The sequence below is a fragment of the Geobacillus sp. CAMR5420 genome (assembly GCF_000691465.1).
Taxonomy (GTDB): domain Bacteria; phylum Bacillota; class Bacilli; order Bacillales; family Anoxybacillaceae; genus Geobacillus; species Geobacillus thermoleovorans.
This window is the reverse complement of sequence record NZ_JHUS01000006.1, coordinates 37694-60857: the sequence shown is the minus strand read 5'-3', so window position 1 is coordinate 60857 and position 23164 is coordinate 37694. Positions and strand designations below refer to the sequence as shown.

Annotated in this window: 20 protein-coding genes and 1 riboswitch; of the genes, 2 read left to right on the top strand and 18 right to left on the bottom strand. The window is 51.9% G+C overall.

What is annotated here, in order from left to right:
• Positions 1–6: 6 nt before the first annotated feature.
• From DI44_RS14945 to DI44_RS14975, 7 genes are all read right to left on the bottom strand, one after another.
• On the bottom strand, positions 7–1410 hold the full coding sequence (locus DI44_RS14945) for a DEAD/DEAH box helicase (RefSeq protein WP_014194681.1): 1404 nt from the start codon (positions 1408–1410) through the stop codon (positions 7–9).
• A 60-nt stretch (positions 1411–1470) separates the two neighbouring features.
• Positions 1471–2193, bottom strand: coding sequence for an alpha/beta fold hydrolase (locus DI44_RS14950; protein ID WP_033024534.1), 723 nt, complete (start codon positions 2191–2193; stop codon positions 1471–1473).
• A 72-nt stretch (positions 2194–2265) separates the two neighbouring features.
• Positions 2266–3642, bottom strand: coding sequence for a UDP-N-acetylmuramoyl-tripeptide--D-alanyl-D-alanine ligase (gene murF / locus DI44_RS14955; RefSeq protein WP_021322023.1), 1377 nt, complete (start codon positions 3640–3642; stop codon positions 2266–2268).
• Positions 3643–3648: 6 nt separating this feature from the next.
• Positions 3649–4752, bottom strand: coding sequence for a D-alanine--D-alanine ligase (locus DI44_RS14960; RefSeq protein WP_033024531.1), 1104 nt, complete (start codon positions 4750–4752; stop codon positions 3649–3651).
• A gap of 253 nt (positions 4753–5005) precedes the next feature.
• Entirely contained in the window at positions 5006–6148 is a 1143-nt protein-coding gene (locus DI44_RS14965) for a galactosyldiacylglycerol synthase (protein ID WP_014194677.1), read from the bottom strand.
• Between the two features lie 12 nt (positions 6149–6160).
• Complete coding sequence (locus DI44_RS14970; RefSeq protein ID WP_013522795.1) at positions 6161–6757, bottom strand: DedA family protein; 597 nt, start codon at positions 6755–6757, stop codon at positions 6161–6163.
• 10 nt (positions 6758–6767) lie between these two features.
• Positions 6768–7496 carry a polysaccharide deacetylase family protein gene (locus DI44_RS14975; RefSeq protein ID WP_014194676.1) on the bottom strand — a complete coding sequence of 243 codons (729 nt, stop codon included), beginning with the start codon at positions 7494–7496 and terminating at the stop codon, positions 6768–6770.
• A 273-nt stretch (positions 7497–7769) separates the two neighbouring features.
• Between DI44_RS14975 and DI44_RS14980 the strand changes: the two genes are divergently transcribed.
• The gene (locus tag DI44_RS14980; protein ID WP_023633371.1) at positions 7770–8843 is read left to right on the top strand and encodes an undecaprenyldiphospho-muramoylpentapeptide beta-N-acetylglucosaminyltransferase; all 1074 of its coding nucleotides are present in this window, start codon (positions 7770–7772) and stop codon (positions 8841–8843) included.
• 300 nt (positions 8844–9143) lie between these two features.
• Here the strand turns inward: DI44_RS14980 and DI44_RS14985 are convergent, their stop codons facing one another.
• The 8 genes from DI44_RS14985 to DI44_RS15015 form a co-directional block, all read right to left on the bottom strand.
• Positions 9144–9965: an undecaprenyl-diphosphate phosphatase gene (locus DI44_RS14985; protein WP_013144033.1), complete on the bottom strand. Its 822-nt coding sequence runs from the start codon at positions 9963–9965 to the stop codon at positions 9144–9146.
• A gap of 183 nt (positions 9966–10148) precedes the next feature.
• Positions 10149–11087 (bottom strand): ROK family protein, encoded by a 939-nt coding sequence (locus tag DI44_RS14990; protein ID WP_011229727.1) that lies wholly within the window; start codon positions 11085–11087, stop codon positions 10149–10151.
• Between the two features lie 152 nt (positions 11088–11239).
• Entirely contained in the window at positions 11240–11743 is a 504-nt protein-coding gene (locus tag DI44_RS14995) for a spore coat protein (protein WP_033024529.1), read from the bottom strand.
• On the bottom strand, positions 11736–11912 hold the full coding sequence (locus tag DI44_RS18960) for a hypothetical protein (RefSeq protein ID WP_156100176.1): 177 nt from the start codon (positions 11910–11912) through the stop codon (positions 11736–11738). Before DI44_RS18960 ends, DI44_RS14995 begins: the two co-directional genes overlap by 8 nt.
• Positions 11875–12858: a sporulation protein gene (locus tag DI44_RS15000; RefSeq protein WP_023633373.1), complete on the bottom strand. Its 984-nt coding sequence runs from the start codon at positions 12856–12858 to the stop codon at positions 11875–11877. Before DI44_RS15000 ends, DI44_RS18960 begins: the two co-directional genes overlap by 38 nt.
• A gap of 67 nt (positions 12859–12925) precedes the next feature.
• Entirely contained in the window at positions 12926–13564 is a 639-nt protein-coding gene (ytaF, locus tag DI44_RS15005) for a sporulation membrane protein YtaF (protein WP_011229724.1), read from the bottom strand.
• Between the two features lie 105 nt (positions 13565–13669).
• A complete protein-coding gene (locus DI44_RS15010) occupies positions 13670–15505 on the bottom strand; it encodes an APC family permease (RefSeq protein ID WP_033024528.1) in 1836 nt (611 codons plus the stop codon).
• 94 nt (positions 15506–15599) lie between these two features.
• A riboswitch (cyclic di-AMP (ydaO/yuaA leader) is annotated at positions 15600–15739 on the bottom strand.
• A 150-nt stretch (positions 15740–15889) separates the two neighbouring features.
• Complete coding sequence (locus DI44_RS15015) at positions 15890–17227, bottom strand: TrkH family potassium uptake protein (RefSeq protein WP_033024527.1); 1338 nt, start codon at positions 17225–17227, stop codon at positions 15890–15892.
• Positions 17228–17677: 450 nt separating this feature from the next.
• Here DI44_RS15015 and DI44_RS15020 point away from each other — a divergent pair, with 450 nt between their 5' ends.
• Entirely contained in the window at positions 17678–19633 is a 1956-nt protein-coding gene (locus tag DI44_RS15020; protein WP_021322035.1) for an LTA synthase family protein, read from the top strand.
• 18 nt (positions 19634–19651) lie between these two features.
• Here DI44_RS15020 and DI44_RS15025 read toward each other — a convergent pair whose 3' ends face one another.
• The 3 genes from DI44_RS15025 to DI44_RS15035 form a co-directional block, all read right to left on the bottom strand.
• On the bottom strand, positions 19652–20980 hold the full coding sequence (locus tag DI44_RS15025; protein WP_033024526.1) for a S8 family serine peptidase: 1329 nt from the start codon (positions 20978–20980) through the stop codon (positions 19652–19654).
• 125 nt (positions 20981–21105) lie between these two features.
• Positions 21106–21849 carry an N-acetylmuramoyl-L-alanine amidase gene (locus DI44_RS15030; protein ID WP_033024524.1) on the bottom strand — a complete coding sequence of 248 codons (744 nt, stop codon included), beginning with the start codon at positions 21847–21849 and terminating at the stop codon, positions 21106–21108.
• Between the two features lie 210 nt (positions 21850–22059).
• On the bottom strand, positions 22060–23148 hold the full coding sequence (locus tag DI44_RS15035; RefSeq protein ID WP_278248260.1) for an ABC transporter permease: 1089 nt from the start codon (positions 23146–23148) through the stop codon (positions 22060–22062).
• Positions 23149–23164: the final 16 nt, after the last annotated feature.

Sequence of the window (23164 nt, the reverse complement as noted above, 5' to 3'; positions counted from 1 at the left end):
CGGCGCTTAATGCGCCGTAATCCGCCGTTTCTTCGTCCGGCTGCGGGCTGAGCCGTCCGGGCGGCCGCCCCGTTTTTTCTCCCGCTTGACCGCTAAAGGCGGCTCTTCCGTCAATTGCACCGGCGTCGTATCCGGCTCGCGCGTCAACATTTTCAAGCAGGCAGCGACAATCGTTACCGAATCGTGCTCTTCAAGCAATTCTTCCGCTGCCCGTTTGTAAAATGACAGGTTTTCGGTCTCCACGACGTTGAGAAGCTTTTCGATAGCGATACGCTGTTGGCCTTCGAGCGCCTCATCAAGTGTCGGCGGCTTCATCCGCTCCATTTTCCGCTTCGTCGTCCGCTCAATATGGTGAAGCTGGCCGATCTCCCTTGGAGTGACAAACGTCATCGCCACCCCTGTCTTGCCGGCGCGCCCGGTGCGCCCAATCCGGTGGACATAGCTTTCCGGGTCTTGCGGAATATCAAAGTTGTACACGTGCGTTACGCCGGAAATATCCAAGCCGCGCGCCGCAACATCCGTCGCCACTAAAATTTCAATCGCACCTTCCTTAAACTTGCGCAGCACCGACAGCCGTTTCGCTTGGCTTAAATCACCGTGAATGCCTTCCGCTGCATAGCCTCGCAAGTTGAGCGCCTCTGCCAGCTCATCGACACGACGCTTCGTGCGGCCGAACACGATCGCGAGCTCCGGCGCCTGAATATCAAGAAGCCGCGTCAAAATGTCAAATTTCTTTTTCTCGTGCACTTCTAAGTAGTACTGTTGAATGTTCGGCACGGTCATTTCCTTTGCCTTCACTTTGACAAGTTCCGGCTCGTTCATGAAGCGCTCGGCAATGCGGCGAATCGGATCCGGCATCGTCGCCGAGAACAGCAACGTCTGCCGCTCGGCCGGCACATGGCTTAAAATCGCCTCAATATCTTCGATAAAGCCCATATTGAGCATTTCATCCGCCTCATCGAGAACGACCGTATGCACATGCTCAAGGCGGAGCGTCCCGCGGTTGATATGGTCGATAATACGGCCCGGCGTCCCGACGATCACGTGCGGATGTTTTTTCAAAGCGCGGATTTGCCGGTCGATATCTTGACCGCCGTAAATCGGCAAGACGCGCACGCGCTTGACGGCGCCGATTTTGTACAGCTCTTCTGATACTTGGATGGCGAGCTCACGCGTCGGCGCGACAACGAGCGCTTGAACAGCGCTGTTTTTCACATTCACTTTCTCAACGATCGGAATGCCAAACGCCGCCGTTTTCCCCGTTCCGGTTTGCGCTTGACCGATTACGTCTTTATTTTGCAGACTGAGCGGAATCGTCTTCGCTTGAATCGGAGTCGTCTCTTCAAACCCCATCCGCTCGATCGCTTTCATCACTTCTTGGCTTAATCCTAATTCTTGAAATGTCGTCAATGTTATCCAAACTCCTTATAAAAAATCGTCCCTTTATCCGAGAGAAAGGTTTGACAGTTATCATACCATGTTATGCGGTGATTTGCAATGATGGGCATGGGCAGCGCGCAAAAATGTTTCCACCTCAGCAAACAGAACGTGCCGGCCGATGCTATGACAAACATGATGGAACGAATTGGGCAAAAGCAACAGCTTTTTTTCTGAAGACCCCATGCGTTCATATAAATAGCAGGCGCTTTTTAACGGCACGATCCCATCTTTTTCCCCCTGGACAATGAGCACAGGCGCCGCAACATGCGGGAGGCGGGGCCGCACATGGCGGACGAGCTTGCGAAACTCTCTGACAGCGGAAAACGGGGTCGCCATCATTTTGTTTCGATAGCGGAGAAACAGCGGGTGCTCCCGCGCTCCGCGCCAGCCGTTGGCAAACATTTCACGGATGTCGCGCCATAATTGGCGCGGGTTGACATAGTAAAACGCAGCGCTTAGCAGCACGAGTTTGGCGACCGGGTATTTTTCCGCCAAGTAGACGGCGATCACTCCACCCATTGAAAACCCAATGACATACACCACACTGCAACGGCGATGGAGCGCTAAAAACGCTTGTTCCGCCGCCGCGATCCATTGGTCGTATGCAATTCCTTTCAGCCGCAGTTCGCTTCCGTGGCCCGGCAAGGTCGGCGTTTCGATCATCCAATCGGTCCGCTCCCGCAAATAATCGGCCAGCGGCGCCACTTCTTCTGGACTTCCCGTAAACCCGTGAATACATAAACAGCCGATCATCATTTCCACCCCCGCCCGAATGAAAAGCGGCGCCTGTGACGCCGCTTTTAGTTTCTCTCGGGTTGCTTGATGTTACACCCAATATCGAAGCAACTCTTCCAATTTCATGCCGCGCGATGCTTTCAATAAAACAATGTCATCCGAAGTCGCGACGGAACGCACGGCCTCGGCCAACGCTGCTTTATCGTCGAACTCCCTCACCCGCCCATCATCAAAAAATGGGGCAGCCGCCGCGGCGATATGGTGCGCCAGCGGCCCGTAAGTGAACACATAGTCCACCATTCCCGGCCGCAACACCTCCCCGATCTCTCGATGAAACGCCACTTCTTCGTCACCAAGCTCCAACATATCGCCCAATACGGCGATTTTTTGCCGGTAGCCGCCTAATTCCCCAAGCAGCGTCAAGGCGGCGCGCATCGATGTCGGGCTAGCATTGTAGGCGTCATTAATGACGGTAAAGCCATATTTCGTCTTGACGACTTCCGTACGCATGCGCGTCACTTGCAGGCGGGAGAGAGACGCATCAATGCCTTCCCAATCGATGCCGAAAAAGCGGGCGACCGCAATGGCGGCGAGCGCGTTGTACACATGATGCTTGCCTAATACCGGCATAAACAGCGTCCGGCCGGGGAGCGCATTGATGACAAACGATGTTCCTCCCGCTTCAATGCGCACATCGGTCGGATAGTAATCGTTCTGTTCGCCCGCCCCGAACGTCACGACATGGCGGGGAAGCGGCAACTTCGGCACGCGCTCCGTCAAGAGCGGCTCATCGCCGTGGTAGACGAATAAACCATCATGGTGCAAACCCGCCAAAATTTCCAACTTCGCCTTGGCGATGCCTTCCCGCGACCCGAGCTCCTGCAAGTGTGCTTCTCCGATATTCGTGATGACCGCTGCGTCCGGACGGGCGATCATGGTCAGCCGCTCGATTTCGCCAAACCCGCTCATCCCCATTTCGACAACGGCCATCTCCGTCCCTTCGTCAAGCGAAAGAAGCGTCAGCGGCACGCCGATGTGATTGTTCAAGTTCCCTTCGGTCTTTTGCACTCGATAGTGGGTTGAAAGCAGCGCGGCAATCATATCTTTCGTCGTCGTTTTGCCGTTGCTGCCAGTGACGCCGATCACCTTCATTCCAAGCTGCTCGCGGTAGCGGGCGGCGAGCCGCTGCAATGCCAAAAGCGTATCATCCACAACGACCACTGGCACACCTTCCGGCGGCGTTCCTTCCCTTTCCGCCCACAGTACGGCGGCGGCTCCTTTTTGCACCGCTTCTTGCACGAAATCGTGGCCGTTAAAGGTCGCACCGCGCAACGGAACGTACAAGTTGCCGGCTTGGATCGTCCTTGTGTCGGTTGACACACCGCTTACGACCATATTCTCCCATTCCGGCTTTAAACACTGTCCGTCAGCCATTTCGGCGATTTGCCGCACTGTCCGTTTGATCATCGGCTCTCACCTCTTTTCTTTTTTGAACGTGTACGTGATCGTCTGCTTTTCTTGATGTCGTTCCAATGCGAGCGCGATAAGCCGTTCAATCAGCTCCGGGTACGGCACACCGCTGTGCTGCCAAAGAAGCGGGAACATGCTGTATGGCGTAAAGCCTGGCATCGTGTTTACTTCGTTGATATAAACAGCGCCATCTTCGGCGAGGAAAAAATCGACGCGCGCAAGTCCAGACAAATCCAGCGCCTGAAACGCCGTAATGGCCATTTGTTTGATCGTCTCATACTGTTCTTTCGTTACGTCCGCTGGGATGATCAATTCGGTTTGCCCGTCTTCGTATTTCGCTTCATAGTCGTAAAATTCCTTTTTGGGAACAATTTCGCCAACGACCGAACAAATCGGCTCATCATTTCCGATCACGCCGATTTCAATTTCGCGGCCGACAATCGCCTCTTCAATAATAATTTTTCGGTCATACTGAAATGCCTCGATAAATGCGGCTTTTAAATCGCCGCGCTGCTTGCATTTGGAAATGCCGACGCTCGAACCGGCGTTGGCTGGCTTGACAAAGCACGGGTAGCCAAGCTCTCGTTCGATCCGGTCATACACCGTCTCGCCTCTTTTTTGCCAATCGTACTTCGTCACGGCGATATATTTTGCTTGGCGCAACCCGGCCTGCGCAAACAAGTTTTTCATCATCACCTTATCCATGCCGACCGCGGAAGCAAGCACCCCGTTGCCGACATACGGAATGTTCAATATCTCAAGCAACCCTTGCACCGTTCCGTCTTCGCCGTTCGGCCCATGCAAAAGCGGGAAAATGACATCGATCGTTTCCTCGTTTCCTCCCGCAGCCGAATCGGCAGCCGGAACTTGGTTCAAGGAAACCGGAATCAAGGCGGTCGCCGCCGAAGTGAATTGCAGCTGCTTGATTTCCTCGATCGGTCCGGTCAGCTGTTCGCCCTTGATCCATTGACCTTCCGGTGTAATATAAATCGGAATGACATCGAATTTATGAGGATCAATGGCGTTCATCACCGCCATCGCCGTCGACAACGATACTTGGTGCTCCGGTGATTTGCCGCCGTATAACACGCCAACTTTCGTTTTCATCATCGTTCCTCCTCTTTCCTTGGCCATCGTTCCTATTGTAACACGTTTCGCGCCCAACGGTCTGATATTTTATATGTACGATGCAGGTTGTTTCGCCACCCCCCATAAGCGATTAGGAACAAAAAAGTGAGGGTGTCTAAAAAGGTGATTCTTCTTTCAACAAAGCACAACATATCGTTTTCCAGCATTTGTTTTACACGTATATACAGGAATAAGAAAAGGTGCCCCGACCGTTTTGGGACACCTTCTGTCGCTACGGATGCAACACGCGCCAAGCCATGCGTTGCGGCATGGCCGCTACCACTTCGGCGAGCGCTTCTTGCCCCGTTTTTTCCACGCCGGCAAAATAATCGGACACACGGCGGAAAAGCCGGTTTTTCTCCACGTCATCCATCAACAGGCGAAGCATGTGCTGCTCGCCGCTTTCTGGCCCGACCAAATGATAAATGAGACCATTTTGCTGTAAATATTGCAAATTGATGCGCTCCTGCCCAGGCAAGCAATCGATCGTAAAAATCGGAATGCGCTTATGAAGCAACTCGCTGACCGTCACCCCGCCTGGTTTCGTAATGACGGCATCCGCCTCTTCATACAGCCGATTCATCTCTTCCGGGTCAGCGATGTATGGAAGCGGCCGGATATGAGGCAGCTGCCAGCTGGCGATTTCCTCGTACAGCTGGCGATTGGCGCCGCACAGCACCGAATAGCGGAACAACGTTGACGTGCGGGCCGCCCGCAAAAACGCCAGCATATTGCCAAGCCCTTGGTTTCCACCGGCGACAAGCACATGAGCAGGCTGCCGCTTGCGTCTCGCTTCCGACCGATTCATAAACACATCGTGCACTGGGATGCCAGTGACGATGATGCGTCCTTTGTCAACCCCGTACTTCGTGATCAGCTCCCATTTCGCCTCTTGATGGGGAACAAAATGATAGTCAATAAACCGTTTCCCCCAGATGCTGTTCATAAAAAAGTCGGTGTAGACATTGACAACTGGAACCGTCAGCACCCGTTTTCGCTTCAGCCGCTGCAAAATGCGCGACGGAAACGAATGGGTGCAGACGATTAAATCCGGCCGTTCTTCTTCCACCATCTTTTTCATTTTGCTTTCAAAATAAGGCAGCCATGGCTCAAACGAAATGAACTCAAACCGGGGCGGCTCTTGGTACATCAGCGTTTTGTACACACGGTGGTACGAAGCAGGATGCGAGCGAATCCAGCGCAAGTAGGCCTCTGACACCATTTTTTCCATCAGTTCATTGCAATAGCTCAAAAAATCGATCTTTTTGCTTTCGACCGCCGGAAACTGGCGGCGCAAAAAATCCATCAACGTATCGGCTACTTTATGGTGTCCCGTATTCATTTGAAACAGCGGCAAAAACAATACTTTCATCATCGATCGCACCCTTTAGCTTTCGAAAGATTTTTTGCGCCTCCGCTGCCCAACCCATGCCGCAAGCAAAAAAAGCAAAAACAACGCCAAACCGGCAAGCGGAAAAGAAATCAGGGGGATATGGATGCGCTGGCCGAGCCAAAGCCCCGCCGCGGTCAACGGAACTGCCCAACCTGCCGTTCCAAGCGCCGACAGCAACAAAAACGGCCCGAACGGAAACCGGCTCACTCCCGCCATATACGGGCAAATTTGCCGCACCCCGGGAGCATAGCAGCCGAACAAAATCCCCCATTTGCCATAGCGGCCAAACCAGCGGCGAGCCCGCTCCCAACGTTCAGCCGTAATTCCGACGCACTTGCCGTACTTTTGCACAAACGGCGCCCCCCACCACCGGCCGGCGCCGTATGCCGTCACCATGCCGGCCATCGCCCCGCCCCAGCATGAAGCGAGCGACGGTCCAAGCAGCAACTGCTCCTTGGCAACCATCACGCCGACCAAAAAGAGCAAGCTTTCCTCCGGCGCCGGAATGCCGACAATGCCGCAAAACAAAAATAAAAACAGCATCACATATCCATATGACTGGACATACGGCAACCATACGCTTGTATCCATAGCTCCCCCGCTACATCGCCGAGATTTGTGTATTAGTTTGCACATTTCTCAGTTCCGTAATCGTCACCCAACGCATCTTTTTCGCTGCTTCATCCTTAAACAGCAGCTCGAGCGCTGACAACATTTGCTCTGGCGCGCGTTTGTCAGCACCTAACGCATCCCCATTGTCATGAAGCACAATCACCGCCCCGCCGCGTATGGACGAACGCAAGCGGCGGAACAATTCCATTGTACCAATTTTTTCGTTCCAATCGCCAAGAATATGCGACCATAACACCGTTGTATACCGCTTTTGCACGATCGGCGTCCAAGCGTTAAAATGCCCCCACGGCGGGCGGTAATACACCGGGCGTTGGCCCGTCGCCCGCTCAATCGCCGCAGCGGCGCGGCGCACCCCCCAATCCAACCAAATCGGCGGCAACAGCCAATTGCTGATGTGGCGGTAATTATGAATCCCAATTTCATGGCCTTCTTCGGCCATCCGCCGCACAATATCCGGATAGCGCTCGACTTTGCGGCCGACAACGAAAAACGTCGCCTTCACGCCATATTTCTTTAATAAATCAAGCAACTTTGGCGTATAATACGGGTCGGGGCCGTCATCAAACGTCAGCGCCAGACAATCGGATGCCGTCCCCTCCCGAAACAAACGCACCCGCTTTTTGCGAATGATGATCGTCGGTACAATGCCATAAATGGCAATTCCCACAATGAAACAAACGAACAGCCAAACCCACATGGCATTCACCTCTTGATTGTACTTTACCAATATTTCTTCTCTCTGAAAATAGAAAAATGAACTTTCTGTATTCGAGATCATCACGTTGCAGATGTTTTATCATATAACAAACAAATGAGAAATCGAAAAGAAAATCATGAAAATTTCATGCAGACCGTCCAGTTTTCTTACTATACGAAAAACGCCACCGCTTGGTTTCCTCCCGAAGCTAGGTGGAATCTGCTATAATACATAACGATACACGAGCGATTAAAAAAAGACAGGTGATCCGCATTGCGAAAAAAAATCATCTTAACCGGCGGCGGCACAGCCGGCCACGTGATGGTCAACGTCGCCCTCATCCCGAAATTGAAAGAGCTGGGATGGGATATCGTTTACATCGGATCTCATCAAGGGATTGAACGGGAGATTATCGGCCGCATCGACGGCGTCCCGTACTATTCGGTTTCGACCGGAAAACTGCGCCGCTATTTTGACTGGAAAAACTTTAAAGATCCATTCAACGTGCTGAAAGGCGTTTGGCAGGCGTACCGCCTGATCCAAAAAGAAAAACCGGACGTCGTCTTCTCAAAAGGCGGATTCGTCTCCGTTCCCGTCATTCTCGGCGCTTGGCTGAACGGTGTGCCGTCGGTGATCCATGAATCTGACTTAACCCCGGGGCTTGCGAACAAAATCGCTATGCCGTTTGCGACAAAAATCTGCCTCACCTTCCCGGAAACGAAGCAATACGTCAATGCCGATAAAGCCGTCTACGTCGGCGCCGTCGTCCGCGAAGAGTTGAAGGATGGCAACGCCGAACAAGGGAGGAAGATGTGCCAGTTCGACGGAAAAAAACCGGTCTTGCTGGCGATGGGCGGCAGCTTAGGCTCGAAAAAAATTAACGACGCCTTGCGCGCCAACCTATCGACGCTTCTTGCCGAATTTGACATCATCCACATTTGCGGCAAAGGAAACATCGACCCGAGCCTCGCAGGCCAAAAAGGATACAAACAGTTCGAATACGTCAATGAAGAGCTGCCCCACTTACTCGCCTTGGCCGACATCGTCGTCTCCCGCGCCGGGGCGAACGCCATTTTCGAACTGCTCTCCTTGCGCAAGCCGATGCTGCTCATCCCGCTCTCGAAAGCGGCAAGCCGCGGCGACCAAATTGCAAACGCTCGTTCGTTTGAAAAAGCAGGCTATGCGGAAGTGCTGATGGAAGAGGATTTAACGAACGAATCGCTGCAAGCCGCCATTCACCGCCTATATGAAAACAAAGACCGCTACCAAAAAAACATGGAGAAAGCCGGCGCGAGCGATCCGCTGCAAACGCTGCTTGCAATCATTCAAGACACCGCCCGTTTGTAAAAACAGGCGATGCCCGATGCGGCCAACCACGGCCGTTTTTCGGCATCGCCTCGTTTTGTTTTCATCACCACACAACGAGCCTTCTCCTTTACACCGGCTCAAGCCGATAACGGTTGATACGGAACACATGGTCGCACAAGAGATCGATATCTTCATGATGTTGTACTGGAATTGTGATGCTGGCTCAGTCTTAGCACTCAGCTAGCACTACGGGTTATTTTTATTCAAATTTTTTCTCTTTCCATTTCCTTCCCCCAACCAGAAAACCGCCCGGCGGAACAACCCCGCCAGGCGGCACGACTAGAAGTATAAGAAATAAATGACAACGGCCAGCACGATCCGATACACCGCAAACGGCACGAGGCGGATGCGGTTGATGAGCTCAAGGAAAAAGCGGATCGCGAGCAAGGCGAAGACAAAGGCGCTAAAAAAACCGGCGATGAAAAACGGGATATCGGCGGCGGTGACATATTGCCAGTTTTTCAACAGCGACAGCCCGCTCGCCCCAGCCATGATCGGAACAGCCATAATGAACGTGAAATCGGCGGCGGCGCGATGGCTCATGCCGACAAGCACCCCGCCAGAGATCGTCGAGCCGGAGCGGGAAAAGCCGGGCCACAAGGATAAACATTGCATCAAACCAACAAAAAACGCCTGCTTGTACGTAATTTGGTCGACCGTCTGCGTCCGCGCGGCTTTTTTGGCGAATTTGTCGGCGGCGATCATCAACAACGCGCCGAGCACAAGGCCGATCAGCACCGTTTTTGTCGAAAACAAATGTTCATCGATGTAATCTTCAAACAAGACGCCGAGCACCCCAGCCGGCAGCAGGCCAATGATGACGTGAATGAGGTTAAGGCGCGGATGTCCGCCCGGATGGCGGCCGCGAACGCCAAGCAAGTCGAGAAATCGGTCTTTAAACACGACCACAGCGGCTAAAATCGAGCCGAGCTGAATGACGACTTTAAATGTATTCGCCGCGTACTTGCCTAAAAACTCTGTGGATTTCAGCCAAAGATCGTCGACAATAATCATATGGCCGGTCGAGGAAACAGGGGCGAACTCGGTCAGCCCTTCGACCATCCCTAAAATGATCGCCTTCCATAATTCCATCCAGTGCATGTCCTTCCATCCTTTCTGCGCGGGGTCGTCCTTTCTATACATATGGGCCAAGCGGGTGGAATAACACTCCGCTTTTGGCCGCGCCTGCTCTATTGTACTACAAATCTTTGTCTTGTACTACCCGCGCTTTTTCTAGGCAGCGACCTTGTTTTCGAGACAGAATCATCGACTTCCTGTTGCTAGTCAATGGGACGGGCCGGACGCTTCCCCTAACTCCCCGCGCCGCTCTAAGTAATGATACAAAGCGCCGAGCAAGTTCGCATCGTTTTTGAATTGGCACGTCTCCACCACTGGCTGGACTTTGGCAATTGGAACGAGCGACAATAACACCGAAAGCCGCTTGTTGATTTCGTCGACGAAATCGGGGCGGCTGCTAATGGCCCCGCCCAAAATGATTTTTTCCGGGTCGTATGCGTACTGCAAGTTAAAAATCCCTTGGGCCAATGAAAAATAAAACCGGTCAATGGCCTTTTGCGCGGCTTCATCGCCTCTCTCGGCCAACGCAAATACTTTTTCTCCGTCCAGCTCCCTCTCCGGCATCCCCTTTTCCTCAGCCGCCATCCGGATCAGCGCACTTGTCGCCGCCAGTTCGCTCCATGTTTTGCATTCGATCCTTCCGTTCCCATAGCGGACATCCATCAACATATAGCCAAATTCCCCGCCGTGCAAATGCGCCCCTTTATGGATGCGTCCGTCTTTCACGATCGCCCCGCCAATGCCGGTGCCGACAATGACAAAGGCGATGTCGCGGCAGTGCCGCCCCGCTCCTTTCCATAATTCACCGAGCGCTGCGCAGTTCGCGTCATTTTCCAGTTCCACCGGCAGGCCCGTCGCTCCGCCGAATACTTCTTTAAAGTTTGGGCCGTGAATGCACGGCAATGCGCTGCTTCCGCCGATGATGCCAAGATCGCTGTCAACGCTTCCTGCGGAACTGATCGCGATGCCGGAAAGTTCATAGTTCGCCTGCGCCTGGCGGACGGCGTTAAGCAAGTCATCGCGAAATTGATGAAAGTCATGCCGCTCCGAACGGTAACGCCCCTTTTCGAAAAAGTCGCCATGCTCGTTCATGACGGCATGTTTGACATATGTGCCGCCAATATCAAAAACGATATAGTAACGCACCGATGACGCCTCCTTCGTTTATGATCTTTCCTCTCTTCTAGCTCCATTAGGCTTAGCTGTTTCTCCGCTTTTATGTATTCGCCGTCGGTCCATCCGCTCCTCCCCGCCGCAATGAAAGAAGCCGCTCCGTTGGCGGGAGCGGCTCGTTTCCATCATCGTTCATATCCCATTGACAACGCCTTTTGCGCATTGCGGACATCATGATAAAGAAGCTGGGCGAGGTCGTACGCCGGATAGTAACCACGTTCATACATATAGTTGAACGCTTTTTCGTGCGTGTCAATGGCTTTGAGCAGATGTTTGACAAACGTTTTGCGCAGCACCGGCGTCGCCGCCTCGGTAATGGCAGCAGCATAATTACGCACTGCCGTTTTTGAAAAGCCAAGCAAATCGCCAGCGTGCAAGGCGCGGTCGCCATCATCATGGTCGCGGCTTTCTTCCATCATAGGTGCCGCCGGAATGAAGGCAAGCAGCTCGCGCAAGTTCGTTTCCAATCCTTGAATCGTTTCCGTATAAAGCCCTTTCAACTCAGGACAGTCGATCTTGCCGACAGCCCTTTTCATTTTCATTAACGCGTTGGCCTGAAAAGCGATCAATTCATGCAGCTCCAACGTTTCATGCCAAGCCAAATGGCGATGACCGTACGTATCATTCATTTTGTTTCCTCCTTGTTTTATTTTTCCATTTATTGTATATGCCCACTAAGGAGAAACGGTCACCGTTGTACAAGACATCCGCATCAGCAAAAAAGCGCTTCGCGAAATGCGAAGCACCTTCCATATCATCATTACAGCCAATCTCCCCCATCAAATCCATCGCCGCCATCAAACCAATCATCCACGTCCAACCCGTCAGCGACATCATCGATCACATCGTCAAGCAACTCTTCCGCCACCATTCCCGCCAGCATCCCGGCCGCAAACCCACCAATGGCACCAGCCCACCCGTGTCCGCCATGATGCGAATGATGGACGGGTGGATAATGGCCTACTGGATGGCTATAGATTGGCGAATGCGGCGTTGCCAATGGATGCCCGCTCAGCTGGCCGAACGCCCCGGCCGCCCGCACCGCCTCTTCAATGGCTTCTCGAAGCAGACGGGCTGCCGTCGCCGAATCGCGAAGCTGTTCATGAGTGATCAACAGCTCCCGTTTCATTTCGCGTTCCCCGCCAAAGCCGTGGCGGACGTCGATCTCCAGATACAAACGCACCCCTTCTCCCTCGACAAGGGCAAAAAACTCGACTTCTTGGACGATCCCTTGAAATTCGCTCGTCGGGAAGAACGCAAATTCCTGGCCATGCGGCGTAATGCTTCCGGATGTCGCTTTCTCCCGGAATCCCAGGGCGGCCAAAGCGGAAAACACTTGCTCCAAGGCCGTCGGCGGCAAAATGTGAATGGCGTCTTGGTCATATGCATCCGCCCCATCGGCAATATCGAGCCGGGTGACGAACGTATAACGGACCGTTGGGCGGCTGATCGGCAAATGGAGCGGCAGTGCGTACGAAAACGGGAGCACTTTCCGCTCACCGGGCTGAATCGTAAACGAGGAAGCGACCGGGATCACCGCTGCGGTTCGGCGATATGCCTTTCCTTCCGCGTGCACCTCCAATTGCAATACGACATCTAGGTTCCGAATGTGTTGGGCGACCGAACCACCTTCCAGCAAAAATTCCCCTTCCAACGTTTCACCAAGGCGCACATGAGGGCGATGCAGCACGAGATCCACTTTGGCAGCGCCAATGCCGAATTTCGATAAAAACTTTTTCCACATCGGACCTCTCTCCTTTTTCATCAACCTATTTTCACATTTGAATTACGAACGAGCCGCCAAAATGGTGTCACCGAAATAATTTGATCAACCCTAGGACAATCAACACAACCCCAGGCAGCATTGTCGCCTTTTTCATGATTCCCGTTTTCGACACCATGTACCCCAACGATAAGCCGACTCGGATGAACATGAGAGTAAATACGCCAACCAACAGGGAAAACGAAAGCGGCGGGAAATGCAAAAGCGACGAACTGATCCCGGCGCCAAATGAATCCATCGACAAAGCGATCCCGATCAACAACGCTTCTTTTTGGCTGATCGTGCCTGAACGATCAAGATCCCCAAGTTCAGGCCGTTTCAATACTTGAACAGCGCCGCTGAATCGGTTAGCCTCCCCTGTTCCATCACATTCCATAGAGGAATCGCTTCCGTCTCCCTTTGGCTTATAGACGTTATAAATCGCCCAACCGCCAAGCGCCATGAGAATGACCGAAGCAAGCCCTCTCTCAACTTGCAATGGCAAAACAAGCGCCAACAGACGGCCGATGTTCATAGACACAAACACCATCATTCCAGACATGCATGCAATAAGCGCCAACGAAAAGCAGGAAAAACGGACACCACCCATTCCATACGTAATGCCTACGCTCAAGCTGTCCATGCTCACGCTGAAAGCGAGCAAAATCATGGACACCCATAACCACATAGGAATCCCCCCTGCCGTACGATATGCAATTCCGTACGGAGAGGGGACTTTCTTGCCATTCGACACGCATCGATTTCCGGGGAAATGTTTCCCCTTTTCTCGACATTATTCCCGCAAATGATACGGCAATGTCGCAATGACAACATCTTTTTTCATGATCAAGAAAAAGCGCAAGATGATGGCTGTTTGGTTATGCAAAAATGTATGCCACCATTTTTTCACAATAAATTGCGGCAAGAGCACTGTCACCGGCGCGCGGTCTGCTTCTTTTTCCGCTTTCGTGATGTATTCTAATAATGGCGACAAAATGGTTCGGTACGGTGAATAGATGACTTCCAACGGAATGTCCGGATAAAACTTCTCCCACTTTTGCCGCAGCTTTTGTTCGTCTTTTTCGTCGAAAATAATCGACAGTGCCGTAATGTCGTCGGAAATGCTGCGAGCGTACTGAACGGATTGGGCGACCACTTTGCTGACGCCGGAAATGGGAATAATGACTTTTGGTTTCAACAGTTTCCCGCGCTGTTGCCACTCCCGTTCGTCAAGCCGCAATTGCTCGCCAAGTTTTTTGTAATGCTCGTGAATTCGGCTGAACATCCAGACGAACAACGGAATCGCCACGATGACGATCCAGGCCCCCTGCGTAAATTTAGCGATCATCGTGACGAGCGTGACGATCCCGGTGACCACCGCTCCCGTTCCGACGGTGAGCAGCACGCCGAATTTCCGTCCTTCTTCCCGATTCCATAATTTTTTAATCAACCCACTCTGGCCGATCGTAAAGGAAAGAAAGACGCCAACCGCATAAAGCGGGATGAGCGAATGGGTTTTGGCATGAAACGCGATGATCAATGCGATCGCCAGCACGCTCAACAATATAATGCCATTGGAAAACACAAGGCGATCGCCCCGGGCCGCCAAGCTTCTCGGCAAAAAACCGTCCTTCGCCATAATCGACGTCAACTGCGGAAACCCGGCAAAACTCGTATTCGCCGCGAGCACTAAAATGACCATCGTCGCCAGCTGAAACAAGTAAAACAAAAGACCATTCCCAAACACATGGCGTCCGATTTGCGAAATGACCGTTTGATGCTCGGTCGGAGTAACGCCGAATCCCGCCGCCAACACGGTGATGCCTAAAAACATCACGCCAAGCAATGTGGACATCCATCCCATCGTAATGGCGGCGTTTTTTGAACTGTCTGGCCGGAACGCCGGCACGCCGTTGCTGATCGCTTCGACCCCAGTCATCGCCGAACATCCCGATGAAAAGGCGCGCAGCAAAATAAACAAACTGTAACCGGACGCAAACATGTGAGCTGTGGAAGCATGCTCATGCATCGTAAACCCATGCCATCCTTCCTGCCACAACTGCCACCCGCCGACAGCGATCATCACAAGAACGAAGCCAATGAACACATACGTCGGGTAGGCGAAAACCGTTGCGGATTCGGTAATGCCGCGTAAATTGAGCACCATTAAAAGCAAGACAAGAGCGACAGCGAGCTCCACTTTCCACGGCAGCAGCCCCGGAAACGCCGATGTCAGCGCGGCGACGCCGGAGCTGATGCTGACGGCGACAGTTAAAATATAATCGATCATCAGCGCCGCCCCGGCCACTAAACTAATTTTCGTCCCCAAATGGTCGCGGGCGACGACATACGCCCCGCCGCCGGACGGAAACGCGTAAATGATTTGCCGATACGACAAGGTCACTAACAAAAGCAATACTAAAATCGCCACCGCGATCGGCAGCGAATAGAAAAAGACGCTTGTCCCTAATAAAGCAAGCACAAGCAAAATTTCTTCCGTCGCGTAAGCCACCGATGACAGCGCATCGGAAGAAAAAACGGCCAACGCTTTCCATTTCGGCAATTTTTCATGTTTGAGCCGTTTTGTCTCCATCGGTTTCCCAATCAACAAACGTTTTAACGAAGCCATGCTTCCGTTCCTCCCAAAGCATATTCGAGTTGATTCAAAAAGAAAAAACCGCTGAGGACGCGCTCAACGGCTACGTTTGGTTCAAAACCATACTCGTCCCTCCCCAAAGCGCTTGCGAGGTTAGCTGTCGGGTTCGGGCTTGGAGAGATGCCCGTCCTTTCGGATTCACCCCTAGCAACGAGCGTTGCAACAAGTGGGTCCCCCGCTCCATGACGGATTCAGCGCTAAATATTCAGTTGTTTCTGCTTCCATATATTACTCCTCCCCCTTTTCTCCGTAAACAGTGAAAAAGCGGAAAAAACAACGATTTTCTCTGCCTTTGAGCCGCTTTTTCGCATAAACCGTCCTTATCTTTATGCTTTCTTTCTTTTTCCTGTCTTGCCTCTATCCAATCATAATTTTCCCTTTCGGATAGCGGAACGGATCAGGCTGACGGCGCAGCGTGACCGCGTACGCGATCGTCAGCGGACCGACGCGGCCGGCAAACATCGTCAAGATAATGACCGCCTTTCCGAGCGGAGACAACTCTGGAGTCAGTCCCATCGACAGTCCGACGGTCCCAAACGCCGACGTCGCTTCGAATAAAATCATGAGAAAGTCTTTTCCGCTCTCGGTGATCGTCAACACCATCGTCACAAGCATGACGACAAACAATCCGCTCATCGTCACGGTCAGCGACTTGTATACCGTATCGTAGACGATTCGTTTTCGGAACAAAATGACGTCTTCCTTCCCGCGGATTTGCGACCAAACCGCGCCGAGCAAGGTCGTAAATGTCGTTGTTTTGATTCCTCCGCCCGTCGAACCCGGGGAAGCGCCGACAAACATGAGAAAAACGATCAAAAACAGCGTCGGTTGCGTCAAATCCGGGATGTTAAGCGTATTCGAGCCCGCCGTTCTCGGAGTGACCGCTTGGTAAAACGCGGACAAAAACTTGCCTGAGAGCGACAGCGGCCCCATCGTCTTCGGATTGTTCCACTCCAGCAGCAATATCAGCGCCATGCTGGCAAACACCAGCCATGCCGTCGTGATGACCACCACCTTCGTATGAAGAGACAGCCGCCGTGTTTGCCGGTACTCATACACTTCATTCATGACAATAAATCCGATGCCGCCCAGTATAATTAAAATCGGCACGACAAGGCTCACGACCGGATCTTCCACATAGCCGGTCAAACTGCGAAACTCGCCCATCAAGTCAAAGCCGGCGTTGTTAAAGTTGGAAATCGCATGAAAGAACCCAAAGTACACGGCTTTCCAAAACGGCATATCGAACGAGAAACGAATCGCCAACAGCAATCCGCCGATGCCCTCAATGACGACGGTAAAAACGAGAATGCGTTTCACGAGCCGAACAATCCCTTCGATGCTCAGCTGATTGAGCGCCTCTTGCAGCAACAACCGCTCTTTCAAGGAAATCCGCTTGCCGAGCAAAAAGGCAAACAACGTAGCAAATGTCATAAATCCAAGCCCGCCCACTTGGATCAGCGCTAAAATGACCAGCTGGCCGAACAACGTGAACGTCGTCCCCGTATCAACCACAACAAGTCCGGTCACGCACGTAGCAGATGTCGCCGTAAACAAGGCGTCTAAAAACGGAAGTCCTTTTCCGTCAACGGTCGCCGTCGGCAGCATCAACAAGAAAGCTCCAACCAAAATAATCAAGGCAAAGCCGGACACTAATACTTTCGGCGGATCGAAAAATTTACGGTTCGTATTCAAAGCCCCATCCCTTCCCCCTCGCTCACATAATCGCCTCTTTATAGTTGTGGATGATGCATAGAAAAAATATACCAAAAACAAGCTTGTTCGGGTACTCTAAACCATTTTCATCATAACATTCTTTCTGCATAATAAAATGGATAAAGGGCATGGCCACCGACTTCAAGAATGTGGATGCATTGAAACCTTTTCCGTCTCCGTTCGTCTATATGAATGGCAAATGGCAGTCCGACTGGGACCACACAGGCATTGAAGCGCGGAAGGGGGCTTGCACCAGTCCCATAAAAACATTCCATTGACTTTTGGCAACAGACGTATTATGCTACTTGACATGGAGACGTTCCGATGTAAAATCATGTAAGAATAAAACGTTTGTTGCTGTGGGCAACGGCTGTTGATATAAACATAGAAGCATCGTTAAGAATACGAGGCAAAGGAGGAGAAGAGGACGTGAAGGCAATTTGGGAAAAATGGTTGAAAAAATGTCGTTCTCTCCCTAACCAATACATTGGCTTTTTTATTTTTGCCGTGCTCTTATTTTGGTTGAAGACGTACGCCGCCTATTTAGCGGAATTTAACCTTGGCATCAGCAACTCCATGCAGGAGTTTTTATTGTTCATCAACCCGATCAGCTCGGCGGTATTCTTCCTTGGGTTGGCGCTGTTGGCCAAGGAAACGCGTGTGTACAAATGGCTCATTATTATTAATTTCGTTTTATCGTTCATTCTATACGCCAATATCGTTTATTATCGTTTTTTCAGCGATTTTATTACATTCCCGACGTTGACGCAAACGAAAAACTTCGGCGATCTCGGCAGAAGCATTTGGGAGTTGCTCCGCTGGTATGACGTGTTCTATTTCTTGGATACGATCATTTTGGCGGTGATCGTTTTCTCGAAGCGATTCTCGCTCCCGGAAGTGCAGGCCGGCCGATTCAAAAAAGGCGCCATTTTCGCTTCGGCCATTCTGATGTTCAGCATCAACTTGGCGCTCGCTGAGACCGACCGCCCGCAGCTCTTGACAAGAACGTTCGACCGCAACTATATCGTCAAATATTTAGGCGTGTACAACTATTTGATTTACGATGCGTTCCAAAGCATGAAATCATCGACGCAGCGGGCGTTCGCAAACAAAAGCGACATCACGACTGTGCTGAACTATGTGCAGGCGACGTATGCCAAACCGAACCCGAAATATTTCGGCGTGGCGAAAGGGAAAAACGTCATTTACATTCATTTAGAGTCGCTGCAAAACTTTGTGATTAACTATAAGTTGAACGGTGAAGAAGTCACCCCGTTCTTAAACTCGCTCACCCGCGATCCGAACACGTTCTATTTCGATAACTTCTTCCATCAAACAGGACAAGGGAAAACGTCGGATGCGGAGTTTATGCTCGAAAACTCGCTGTTTGGCTTGCCGCAAGGCGCTGTCTTTACGACGAAAGGACAAAACACGTATCAGGCGGCTCCGGCCATTTTGCACCAATACGGCTATACAAGCGCCGTCTTCCACGGCAACTACAAAACGTTCTGGAACCGCGATGAAATTTACAAGTCGTTCGGCTTTGACCATTTCTTTGACGCCAGCTACTACGATATGAACGACGAGGACGTCTTGAACTACGGTCTGAAAGATAAACCGTTCTTCCGGGAGTCGATCCCGCTATTAGAAACATTGAAAGAACCGTTCTATGTGAAATTTATTACGCTGTCGAATCATTTCCCATACCCGATCAGCGAGGAGGATGCGACGATCCCGCCGGCGACGACAGGCGACGGCTCGGTCGACCGTTATTTCCAAACGGCACGCTATTTGGATGAAGCAGTGAAAGAGTTCTTTGACTACTTGAAAAAATCGGGTCTGTACGACCGCTCGGTCATCATTTTGTACGGCGACCATTACGGCATTTCGGAAAATCATAACAAAGCCATGGCGCAAATTTTAGGAAAAGAAATTACGCCGTATGAACATGCGCAATTGCAACGGGTGCCGCTGTTCATCCACGTGCCGGGCATAAAAGGCGGCGTCATTCACGAGTTTGGCGGCCAAATCGATTTGTTGCCGACGGTCTTGCACCTGCTGGGCATTGATACAAAAAATTACGTCCATTTTGGAACGGATTTGCTGTCACCTGAACATCAAGAAATCGTTCCGTTCCGCAACGGCGACTTTGTCACGCCGAAGGTGACAGCGGTCAACGGCAAGTACTATGACACGAAAACAGGCGAACCTCTTGAAAGCACGCCGGAAATTCAGCGGCTCGAACAAATCGTCCGTACGAAGCTTGACCTATCGGATAAAGTCGTCTATGGCGATTTGCTCCGGTTCTATACACCGAAAGGCTTCAAGCCGGTCGATCCGTCAAAATATGATTACAATAACCGTGAAGAGGGAAGCGATCAATGATCGCCTCCCTCTTTTTTTCTAGCGCTGCAGCAGTTGCTCAATGGCCCGTTTCCCATTCACGTAACCTGCTCCATATACGTTCGGGTCTCGCCCTTTCCACAAATCGGCGCCGTCTTTTAACGCCCGCTTGATTTCATCCGGCGTTGCATTTGGTTTGGCCTGAAGCATCAACGCGACAATGCCGGCGCAAATCGGCGTCGCCATCGACGTGCCGGACATCGATATATAATGGTCACCGACCCGGCTTTGCTTATTCATCTTGTCAAGAAATGAACGCGGGGCGCGAAGCGAAATAATGTTGACCCCTGGGACGACGAGATCCGGTTTTGTCACCCCGTACTCCGTCGGCCCTCGGCTTGAAAACGACGCCACATCATCGTCGGCGCGCGTTGTCGCCGTATCATGATCGTCAAGAGCACCGACGGTAATGATGCGGTCGCTAATGCCGGGGCTTGAAATCGTCCCATAATTCGGCCCTTCATTCCCTGCCGCCGCACAGACGACAATACCCTGCTCCCACGCCTGCTCCGCGACTTGCACGAGCGGATCATCATTTTCTATCGGAAACGGCTGCGGTTCCCCTCCAAGCGATAAGGAAATAATATGGATTCGCTTGGTCAAGTTTTTCTTATTGTAATCAATGCACCACTCAATGCCGCGCATGATCGTTTCCAGCGTCCCGCTTCCTGAACGGTCGAGCACCTTAACGCCGATAAGGTTTGCCTCGTACGCCGGTCCAGCATACAGCCCATCGGACATGCGCCCGTTCCCAGCGGCATCACCAGCGCAGTGCGTACCGTGTCCGTTGTCATCATATGGCGTCGTACGCCCATTGACGAAATCTACAAAGGCAGCAATCCTCCCCTCCAAGTCCGGGTGCGGGTAAATGCCTGTGTCGACAATGGCGATCGTCACTCCTTTTCCGCTTAACTCCGTTCCGTTGACAGCCACATGTTTGGCATTGGCCGATGGGACTGCATTGTTTAACAGCGCCTTGACCTGCCGATTGAGGTACACTTTTTTCACTTTCGGATGCTCGAGCAGCTGCTCAATCGCTGCCGGCGTCACCCGTGCGCTGTAGAAGGGAACATGGCGAAAATGGTGGCGTACTTTCATACGGAAATGATCGCGTTCCGCCTTGGCCACTGCCTCCATCCCTTCAGCATTTTCGACTTCAATCAAGACGGAAAGCGTCCGCCATTTCCTCAGCCATCGCTCCACCCAACGATGGAAAATGCACGGCATGCGCATCATGGGCTTATACATATTGACAAGCGCATGACGAAGCGGACGGTCAAGCCGCGCTGCATGGCGGCGAGCGAGCTGCACGATCGAATAGGTGAACACATTCTTCCCCTCCTTGCGTGTTTCGCTATACTCATATGAGGGAAAGATCGCGAAAGAAGCGGCGAGCTCACCAAGACAAACAAACAAAAAGCTCGCCCAGCGAAAACTAGGCAAGCCTTTCTTATTTACATTCCAATCCGCTCCAACACAATGTATTTTGCTTTTCCTAAATAACGCTCCACTTGGCGCAGCACATTTTCCTTCTCCGCAAATGCCCCGACTTGCGTCCCATCCACGATGACGCGCGTCAAATCACTCCCACTTGGCGCCTGTCCCCCTCCTTCGTCCGGCCTGCTTGGCGGAGGATCGTTCGGAGCATTCGGTTTCTTCCGCAGCCCAAGCGCCCGCTCCAACCCGTTCACATGCCCGCGGGCGACCATGCGCAAAAAACGGGTATCATTCAGTTTTCCTGCATCCTCTTCCCGGTCAATAAACCCGTTCTCCGTGAGCACGGCTGGCATCGCGGTCTCCCGCAGCACATGAAAATTCGCTTTCTTTTTCCCACGATCGCGAAATCCCGTAGCTTTGACGACTTCTTCATGAATGGCATCACGAATGCGGGCTGTTGCCGAATCGTCATCGAGCCGATTATAAATATAATCTTCATACCCCGTGCCGCCGCCAGCATTCACGTGAATCGCGACGTATACATCCGCCCCCCATTGATTGGCACGGTCCGTCCGCTCATCAAGTGACACCGTTTCATCTTTTGTTCGGCTTAGCTGCACGGAAACTCCTTCATACTCATTTTGCAACAGACGATTGATTTCGAGAGCGATAAACAACGTAATGTCTTTTTCCAACAACCCGTTGCCGACCGCGCCGGCATCGTTCCCACCGTGACCTGGATCGAGAAAAATTTTAACCATCTTTCTTCTCCTTTCACATCCTTCGTCGTTTCGGAATATGGCACTGTTAGCATAAGCGTGGCACTCCAAAATGCCATAGATACTTCCCCAAGGCCAACAAATAAGGCGCAGTCAAAAAAACGACTGCACCTGACATTCCCGCTGATCGACTTGTTCGATATGATGAAAGCCCCCCACACAGCCATACAAGAAAACATAGACCGCTAGGCATTATACAAACTGTCCACTCTGTTGGCTTCGACTGAACTTGTAAACAGCCAGAAGGAAAAAGGTCAGCGCAAAGGCGAGAAGAATCAACAGATGCCAATACAAACTTCCGAAAGAGCGCCCCTCCTGCAGCTTTACCAAACAATCGAGCGCCCACCGCTGCGGTATAAAATACGCCGCTTTTTGCAAAAATTTCGGCATCAGCTCGACCGGCCAAAAACAGCCGGCCAGCATACATGTCGGCACGGTAATCAATGGCTGCAGCGCCCCGGCGGAAGCAGAGCTGTTCGCAAACATCACGGTAATCAAAGACAAGCCGATCGCGGATAAAGAGAAAAGCAGGAGCACCAGGGCCATTTGCCACATCGGAATATTAGGATCAATATGAAAGATGTTCTTCATGGCCGCGATTGTCACGATGATTTGTGCCGCCATCATCAACAAATTCACCACGATATTCGATAACACATACGTTCTCGCCTGAATCGGCGTCGTCAATAAGCGGGAATAGGTGCGCTCTTCTTTTTCTTTGATGATGATCTCCGTCAAATTTCCCGCTGACATCAACATAATCATGACCAAATAACCGATCGTTTGATACGTGACCCCTTTTTGTTTGGCTGTGTCGGACAGCGAGTGAACGGACAGGCGGAACGGCGCTTGTTGATACCGTTCATACATCTTCCAAAAGAGATCGCGATCCCCATTGGCCAATCGCCCCAATGTCGCCAAATGATCGATGTATTCATGCAAGTACGACTTGATGAACATCGTGATTTCCGCTCCCTTGAGCGAGACAAGTTCGATCGGCCGGGGCTGGCCGTGCTGGACGCTTTCGGAAAACCCTTGGCGAAAAATCAGCACGCCATCCATCTTTTGCGAGGTGATTTGCTCATCGACCGCTGATAACTTCACGCTTTTCACGGAGAGATGATCAAGGCTTTTCAGAAAACGGATCGTATCATCGGTAATCCGTCCTTGATCCTCATTGACGATTCCAATGCGAACTTCCTTGACAGGGTTGCCCCCGGCCGCAAACAAAGACAAAAGGATCGCCGCCAACGGAGTTCCAAAATATAACAAAAAATTGATTTTCCGACGGAAATCG

Bases quoted from the DNA above. Each gene is read 5' to 3' on its own strand.
- DI44_RS14995 (WP_033024529.1), bottom strand. From the start codon at position 11,743: ATGAATGATACGTACGGTCATCGCCATTTGGCTTGGCATGAAACGTTG.
- DI44_RS14975 (WP_014194676.1), bottom strand. From the start codon at position 7,496: ATGTGGGTTTGGCTGTTCGTTTGTTTCATTGTGGGAATTGCCATTTAT.
- murF (WP_021322023.1), bottom strand. From the start codon at position 3,642: ATGATCAAACGGACAGTGCGGCAAATCGCCGAAATGGCTGACGGACAG.
- DI44_RS15010 (WP_033024528.1), bottom strand. From the start codon at position 15,505: ATGGCTTCGTTAAAACGTTTGTTGATTGGGAAACCGATGGAGACAAAA.
- DI44_RS15000 (WP_023633373.1), bottom strand. From the start codon at position 12,858: ATGTGGAAAAAGTTTTTATCGAAATTCGGCATTGGCGCTGCCAAAGTG.
- DI44_RS14950 (WP_033024534.1), bottom strand. From the start codon at position 2,193: ATGATCGGCTGTTTATGTATTCACGGGTTTACGGGAAGTCCAGAAGAA.
- DI44_RS14965 (WP_014194677.1), bottom strand. From the start codon at position 6,148: ATGATGAAAGTATTGTTTTTGCCGCTGTTTCAAATGAATACGGGACAC.
- ytaF (WP_011229724.1), bottom strand. From the start codon at position 13,564: ATGTGGTTATGGGTGTCCATGATTTTGCTCGCTTTCAGCGTGAGCATG.
- DI44_RS18960 (WP_156100176.1), bottom strand. From the start codon at position 11,912: ATGGCGGCGATGGATTTGATGGGGGAGATTGGCTGTAATGATGATATG.
- DI44_RS14985 (WP_013144033.1), bottom strand. From the start codon at position 9,965: ATGCACTGGATGGAATTATGGAAGGCGATCATTTTAGGGATGGTCGAA.
- DI44_RS14970 (WP_013522795.1), bottom strand. From the start codon at position 6,757: ATGGATACAAGCGTATGGTTGCCGTATGTCCAGTCATATGGATATGTG.
- DI44_RS14960 (WP_033024531.1), bottom strand. From the start codon at position 4,752: ATGAAAACGAAAGTTGGCGTGTTATACGGCGGCAAATCACCGGAGCAC.
- DI44_RS15030 (WP_033024524.1), bottom strand. From the start codon at position 21,849: ATGGTTAAAATTTTTCTCGATCCAGGTCACGGTGGGAACGATGCCGGC.